This window comes from uncultured Campylobacter sp., assembly GCF_938045225.1.
In the GTDB taxonomy this organism is placed as follows: Bacteria; Campylobacterota; Campylobacteria; order Campylobacterales; family Campylobacteraceae; genus Campylobacter_A.
In genome coordinates this window covers 1-6,017 of the sequence record NZ_CALINL010000083.1, presented here as the reverse complement: position 1 = coordinate 6,017, position 6,017 = coordinate 1, and the positions used below count along the sequence as shown (strand labels likewise).

Genomic DNA, 6,017 nt, shown 5'->3' with positions numbered 1-6,017 from the left:
TCACGGATAGCGTCTATAAACTGATGTGGCAAGACGGCGATGAGATATTTAAAGGCGATTACGACAAGGCGATAAAATATTGCGAAAATTTAACCTTCGCGGGCTTTGAGGACTGGCGGTTACCTACGTTAAACGAGCTTTTAAGCATCACTGACGATAACAGGTATAACCCAGCTATAAACAAAGCCTTTAAAAACATCGCATACGAGACGAATGTCAAAGGCGAGAAAATTTACGACTGGTACTGGAGCTCTACTAAGTATGTTAGCGACTCGTATTTCGTGTGGGTCGTGAGTTTCGAGAATGGAGGCGATGGCTGGGGCGCTCTTTATTTGCGCAACTTCGTGCGGTGCGTTCGGGACTATTGATTTTTGAAAATTTAGACTAAAGGAAAAAGTATGAAAAGATATATAGCCGTTTCTTTGCTGCTCTGCGGACTGCTAAACGCAGAGGCGCTAAGCCCTACGTGCTACCGAGATAACGATAAAAACGTAGTGGTATGTAGCGACAAAAAGCTGGGAAGACTAATGTGGCAGGACGAGAATCAAATTTTTCAAGGAACGTGGGATCAGGCGCAGGAGTACTGTAATCTAGTAAACCTAGCCGGACATAAAGACTGGCGGCTACCTACAAGAGTGGAGCTACTAAGCATAACAGATAAGAGTAGTTATGAGTTCGCTCCAAATACGGCTTTTAAATACACAGTAGACTTCGATGATCCGCACTATTGGAGCCAGACTAAAATCGCCGACTTCTCGTCCGGCGCGTGGCTCGTGGATTTCAGGAACGGATACGATATCTGGGACTTCGTTTCTAGTCTCGGCTTCGTGCGGTGCGTGAGAAATGATTGATTTGGCGAGTTATGCGCCTTAAATTTGTTTTTTATAGTTAAAATTCGAGGCTGAAATTTGCAAACATTAAAAATTCTCTCGTAAATTTGCCAGCGTTTTCAAGGCGCTGGTTTTGCCTAAATCTGATTAAATTTATGGTTACGTTTATGTGTGAGTAAAATCTGTCAAATTTGTCGTCAAATTTGGACGCAAACAGTAGCCGCGGCAAAGCTCGTAAAATCAAGCGAGGCTTTAGAAATTTTACGTATAATCTAAAATCTTAAAACGAAAGAAAAAAGTAACCGATGGGCAAATTTAAATGCGCGCATTGCAGGGGCGAATTTGAGCGCGAGGCGCTGATAGAGCGCGGCGGGGAGCTGTTTTGCTGCGAGGGGTGCGCGGGAGTTTACGAGATACTTAGCGCAAGCGGGCTTAATGAGTTTTACGAAAGGCTTGGTAAAACTACGCTAAATCCCGCCATAAGCGCGAAAAACGCGGCGCAAAAGTCGCAGGAAGACCTCGCGGCTATTTATCAAAACTACGTCAAAAACGAGAATGGATTTAACAAAATCTCTCTCATCATCGAGGGCATCCACTGCTCGGCTTGCGTCTGGCTAAACGAGAAGGTTTTATTTGCGCAAAAGGGAATTTTAGAGGTAAATATAAACTCTGTTAACAATAAAGCCCTCATCGTTTGGGACGAAAACGAGATAAATTTGGCTCAAATTTTCGCTCTCATCCGCTCTGTCGGCTTTGAACCCTACCCATACGACGCACAGGCCCAGGAGCACAGGCTCGCGGGGCAGAGGCGAGAGTTTTACGCGCGGCTGCTTGTCGGGATATTTTGCACGATGAACATCATGTGGCTGGCCGTCGCGCAGTACGGCGGCTACTTCACGGGCATGCGCCAGGATGTGCGCTCTATCATAAATTTCGCCGAATTTATCCTTGCTACGCCGGTGCTTTTTTACACGGGAAGCGGGTTTTTTAGGGGCGCTTGGAGCGCGATAAAAAACAAAACTCAAAACATGGATAGCCTTATCGTCACGGGCACGCTTGCGGCTTATATTTTCTCGATATATGCGATGTTTTCTAGGCAGGGCGAGGTATATTTCGATTCGGTTGCGATGATAATCACCTTCGTATTTATCGGCAAATATCTTGAAATCTTGAGCAAGAAAAAGGCCGCCGACACGCTCGATAATCTAAATTCCTTAAATTTAAACTCCGTTAGCGTCAAAAACGGCGACGAAATAACCATAAAAAGCGCGCAGGAGGTGCGTGTGGGCGAACTCGTGATCGTGAGAGTCGGCGAGCGCGTGCTGCTAGACGGCGTCGTCGTAAGCGGCGCGGCGAGCTTTGATCTATCTAGCCTTAGCGGCGAGAGCGCGCCTGCGTATCTTAGCGCGGAAGATGGCGAAAACGAGATAAAAAGCGGCTCCGTGTGCGTGGACGGAACGCTGGTTTATGAGGTCGGCGCCGTCTTTAGCGAGTCGGTGCTAGCCCGTATCATAAATTTACTAGAAACCGCCGCAGCCAAAAAGCCTAAAATTCAGGCGCTCGCAGACGCTATCGCGGCGAGGTTTTCGGCCGCTATCACGGCTCTGGCGCTAGCGACGTTTGCGTTTTGGTTCTGGCGTACTGGCGAGCTCTCCGCCGCGCTCATCGTCGCGATATCAGTCGTGGTGATCTCGTGTCCCTGCGCGCTGGGACTTGCTACGCCCGTTAGTACGCTCGTTGCGCTTGGGGCGGGCTTTAGGCGCGGGATACTTTTTAAAGAGGCGCGCATCATCGAAAGCCTCGCCAAATGCGATACGGCCGTGTTTGATAAGACCGGCACGCTCACCTCGGGGCGGCTTAGCGTGAGTAAATTTACGTACTCGGACAAATTTGACGCAAGCGTGCTTTTTTCGCTAGTTAGCGGCTCTACGCACCCCGTTAGCCGCGCCGTGGGCGAGTATTTGCGCGCAAATTTTAGAGATTTAAAACTTTTAGAGCTAAGCGGCTTTGAAAACATCGCAGCGCGCGGAGTAAGGGCTAAATTTGGCGACATAAATCTAGCCGGCGGGAGCGAGAAATTTATGCGCGAGCTGGGGCTTTATGACGGCGAAGCGGTGCGCGGGACTTGTTATTTTTTTGCCGAGGGCGGGCAGATCGCGGCGGTATTTGAGCTGGAGGAGAGCCTAAAAGAGGGCGCCAAAGAGTGCGTAGTTGCGCTAAAAAACGCTGGTATGCGCGTGGCGATGCTAACTGGCGATAACGAATACGCCGTAAAGCGCGCTGCAGAAGGGCTTGGCATCGAGGAAACGGTCGCAAACGCGCTACCAACGGACAAGGCCACATACGTGGAGCAGCTGTCGCAGCAAGTGCGAAACGTACTGATGATAGGCGACGGGATCAACGACGCCGCCGCGCTCGCGCTCTCAAGCGTGGCCGTATGCATGGGTAGCGGAGCGGCCGTGAGTATCGCAAAAAGCGACGTCGTGCTGATGAGAGATGATCCCGCCTCGCTCGCAGCTGCCGTAGCGCTCGCGCGCAAAACCTACCGCATCGTGCGGCAAAATTTGGCCTTTTCGCTCGTTTATAACGCCGTGACGATACCGTTAGCTATGGCCGGCTACGTAGCGCCGGCAGTGGCCGCGCTATCGATGTCGCTAAGCTCGGTCGCGGTCGTGCTAAACGCGATGCGGGCTAGGAGCGAGCGATGAGCGGGGCGGTCGTGGCGATGATGATCGGGGTTTCTACGCTGCTTGGCGCGTGCGGGCTGGCGGCGCTGTTGTGGGGGCTTAAAACCAGGCAGTTTGACGACGAGCGAAAGTTTTTGGACGGGACGAAATTTGACGACGAAGACGCGCTAAACGACGCCTACGAGCTGGAGCTGCGCCGCAAAGAAAAGGGCTATAAGCCGCCTGATTAAGGAAATTTGCGTTTAAACGCGGCTAAATTTTGGTCGTAAATTTAACGGATAGCGGCTTTAAATTTGAGTGTCAAATTTTGGCTGACCTCCGTTAAATTCGGCATCAAATTTGAGCGGATAAATTTGCGAGAGAATTTAAAATAGAGCAAATTTGGAGCTAAATTTGCCACCTTAAAATGCGCGATAAGGCGGTAAATCTGAGTGAAAATTTTAAAAGCAGCGGACATCACAAGCGGCTTAAAATTGATCTAGTCGGTACGACTACGGCAAATTTGACGTTTATGCAGCTAAAATCGGAGAGTAAGAGTTAAATTTTATTCACGGGTTTGGTTGTGTAGCGGCGTCAAATTTGGCTCAAATTTTGCGAGCTTTTGCGTCTATTAAAATTATTCTTTCTAAAAAGCAGAAAAAGCTCAAATTTAAAGTCAAATTTGAGCCTAGTGAGCGAAGGCTTGCCAAAAATGCAAGCCAAGCGCGGGATTTTTATGATTTGTTTCGCAGAGATCGTTTGAAATCTACTTGCAAAGATTATTTCAAGCTATCGATATACTCGCTAACCGCCGCCATATCCTCGTCGCTTAGGTTTTTGGCGTGTAGTTGCATGACTTTGCCCATACCAAAGGCGTTGTTTGAGCCGTCTTTGTAGCTTTGTAGCGCTTTTATGCGGTCCTCTTTGCTGATGCTAGTTAGCGCAGGCACTTTGTTTGCGTATTTTACGTCCGCTTTTTCGCCGTGACAGGCTGCGCATTTTTTGTAAATAGCTGCGCCGTCGGCCGCAAGTAGAGATAAATTTAGCGCCAAAACGGCGGTTGCAATGTGATAGATTTTCATCTTTCGTCCTTTTTGATAGAAATTTAGACGAGATTATAACCCTAAAAGCTTAAAAGAAAAGAAATTTTATAAAAAAGTTACTAAAATGAAGCGCGAAATAAAAAGTAGAGAAAAATCGGCGGAAAAACTCCGCCGAAAAGGGTTATTTTAGAGTAGGGATGTACTCTGATAGAGCCGCGATGTCATCGTCGCTAAGAGGTTTTGCGATAGGTTTCATCATAGCTGCGCTTTTAAATTTATCTAGAGTGCCTGCTTTATAGCCTTTTAGGCTCTCGGCGATCTCTTCTTTTGAAAGCGTGTTAAGCGCAGGAACTTTGTTTAGATACGCTTTTTCCGCTTTCGGTCCGTGACAGGCCGCGCATTTTTTGTAAAGTGTTGCGCCGTCAGCGGCAAATAGGCTACCCGCTAGCAATGCGGCTGCACCTGAAACAATGATAAGCTTTTTCATTTTCAATCCTTTTTGATAAAATTGTATGCGTATTATAGTCTTAAAAGCTAAATTTTACATTATTTTTTTATATTAGTTTATACTGCGGCGCGGACGGCGATTTTCATTTAAATTTAGCTTTTTTTTGTATAATTTTAGGCATGGATAAAACAGGGTTTAAAACGGCGTCCAAAAAGGCGCTATTTCTCGATCGCGACGGCGTGATAAACGAGGATGTGGGCTATGTTTATAGGTGCGAGGATTTCGTTTTTAAAGAGGGTATTTTCGCCGCTTTGAGAGAGTTTGCCAAGGCTGGCTACGCGCTAGTCGTGGTGACGAATCAATCAGGCATCGGGCGAGGCTACTACACGCTAGAGCAGTTTGACGAGCTTTGCGGGTTTATGCTGGGCGAGTTTGAAAAAGAGGGCGTAAAGATAGCAAAAATTTACTTTTGTCCGCACGCGCCGGAAGCTGATTGCCTTTGCCGCAAACCAAAGCCGGGCATGTTACTAAAGGCCGCAAACGAGCTAAACATCGACCTTGCGCGCTCAATCATGATAGGCGATAAGGATAGCGACGTGCAGGCGGGGCAGAGTGCCGGCATCGGGGTAAATTTAAAGCTGGACGACCGGCTAAAAAGCGTGGCTGAGGCGCTGGAGTTTTTAAAAAAAGAAGGAAAAATATGAAAGATATAAAAAGAGTCGTGATAACGGGTGCAGCGGGCTTTATCGGCTCAAATTTGGCGCATTATTTTGACGAAAATTTAAAAGACGTAGAAGTGCTCGCCGTGGATAAATTTAGAAGCGACGAGAAATTTAGCAACGGTAATCTAAAAAGCTTCGGGCATTTTAAAAATTTGCTCGGCTTTTCAGGCGAAATTTACGAGGGCGACATAAACTGTGCTAAAACGCTAGCCATGATCGAAAAATTTGCCCCAGACGCGATATTTCACGAGGCGGCGATCTCGGATACCACGGTAACCGAGCAAGGCGAGCTAATGAGGACTAATCTA

The 6,017-nt window shown here is 47.7% G+C and carries 10 protein-coding genes; 6 read left to right on the top strand and 4 right to left on the bottom strand.

Annotated elements, in window-relative coordinates:
- Both Q0200_RS03760 and Q0200_RS03755 read left to right on the top strand, forming a co-directional pair.
- A partial coding sequence (locus Q0200_RS03760; protein WP_297937929.1) for a DUF1566 domain-containing protein occupies nt 1–368 on the top strand: 368 nt, incomplete at its 5' end.
- 30 nt (nt 369–398) lie between these two features.
- A complete protein-coding gene (locus Q0200_RS03755) occupies nt 399–851 on the top strand; it encodes a DUF1566 domain-containing protein (protein ID WP_297937926.1) in 453 nt (150 codons plus the stop codon).
- Between the two features lie 37 nt (nt 852–888).
- Here Q0200_RS03755 and Q0200_RS03750 read toward each other — a convergent pair whose 3' ends face one another.
- The gene (locus Q0200_RS03750) at nt 889–1,074 is read right to left on the bottom strand and encodes a hypothetical protein (protein ID WP_297937925.1); all 186 of its coding nucleotides are present in this window, start codon (nt 1,072–1,074) and stop codon (nt 889–891) included.
- 61 nt (nt 1,075–1,135) lie between these two features.
- Here Q0200_RS03750 and Q0200_RS03745 point away from each other — a divergent pair, with 61 nt between their 5' ends.
- Nucleotides 1,136–3,538, top strand: coding sequence for a heavy metal translocating P-type ATPase (locus Q0200_RS03745; protein WP_297937922.1), 2,403 nt, complete (start codon nt 1,136–1,138; stop codon nt 3,536–3,538).
- Entirely contained in the window at nt 3,535–3,747 is a 213-nt protein-coding gene (gene ccoS / locus Q0200_RS03740) for a cbb3-type cytochrome oxidase assembly protein CcoS (RefSeq protein ID WP_122861936.1), read from the top strand. The genes Q0200_RS03745 and ccoS overlap by 4 nt, the downstream gene beginning before the upstream one ends.
- A 41-nt stretch (nt 3,748–3,788) precedes the next feature.
- On the opposite strand, the gene Q0200_RS03735 is transcribed toward ccoS, so the two are convergent.
- From Q0200_RS03735 to Q0200_RS03725, 3 genes are all read right to left on the bottom strand, one after another.
- On the bottom strand, nt 3,789–3,974 hold the full coding sequence (locus tag Q0200_RS03735) for a hypothetical protein (RefSeq protein ID WP_297937918.1): 186 nt from the start codon (nt 3,972–3,974) through the stop codon (nt 3,789–3,791).
- A gap of 301 nt (nt 3,975–4,275) precedes the next feature.
- The gene (locus tag Q0200_RS03730) at nt 4,276–4,578 is read right to left on the bottom strand and encodes a c-type cytochrome (protein WP_297937915.1); all 303 of its coding nucleotides are present in this window, start codon (nt 4,576–4,578) and stop codon (nt 4,276–4,278) included.
- Nucleotides 4,579–4,720: 142 nt separating this feature from the next.
- Entirely contained in the window at nt 4,721–5,026 is a 306-nt protein-coding gene (locus tag Q0200_RS03725) for a c-type cytochrome (RefSeq protein ID WP_297937912.1), read from the bottom strand.
- Nucleotides 5,027–5,166: 140 nt separating this feature from the next.
- Between Q0200_RS03725 and gmhB the strand changes: the two genes are divergently transcribed.
- Complete coding sequence (gene gmhB, locus Q0200_RS03720) at nt 5,167–5,691, top strand: D-glycero-beta-D-manno-heptose 1,7-bisphosphate 7-phosphatase (RefSeq protein ID WP_297937909.1); 525 nt, start codon at nt 5,167–5,169, stop codon at nt 5,689–5,691.
- A partial coding sequence (locus Q0200_RS03715) for an NAD-dependent epimerase/dehydratase family protein (RefSeq protein WP_297937905.1) occupies nt 5,688–6,017 on the top strand: 330 nt, incomplete at its 3' end. The genes gmhB and Q0200_RS03715, both read left to right, overlap by 4 nt.

Excerpts from the sequence above, each read along its gene's own strand:
- Q0200_RS03755 (WP_297937926.1), top strand. The coding sequence starts at position 399 with ATGAAAAGATATATAGCCGTTTCTTTGCTGCTCTGCGGACTGCTAAAC.
- Q0200_RS03745 (WP_297937922.1), top strand. The coding sequence starts at position 1,136 with ATGGGCAAATTTAAATGCGCGCATTGCAGGGGCGAATTTGAGCGCGAG.
- ccoS (WP_122861936.1), top strand. The coding sequence starts at position 3,535 with ATGAGCGGGGCGGTCGTGGCGATGATGATCGGGGTTTCTACGCTGCTT.
- Q0200_RS03735 (WP_297937918.1), bottom strand. The coding sequence starts at position 3,974 with ATGTCCGCTGCTTTTAAAATTTTCACTCAGATTTACCGCCTTATCGCG.
- Q0200_RS03730 (WP_297937915.1), bottom strand. The coding sequence starts at position 4,578 with ATGAAAATCTATCACATTGCAACCGCCGTTTTGGCGCTAAATTTATCT.
- Q0200_RS03725 (WP_297937912.1), bottom strand. The coding sequence starts at position 5,026 with ATGAAAAAGCTTATCATTGTTTCAGGTGCAGCCGCATTGCTAGCGGGT.
- gmhB (WP_297937909.1), top strand. The coding sequence starts at position 5,167 with ATGGATAAAACAGGGTTTAAAACGGCGTCCAAAAAGGCGCTATTTCTC.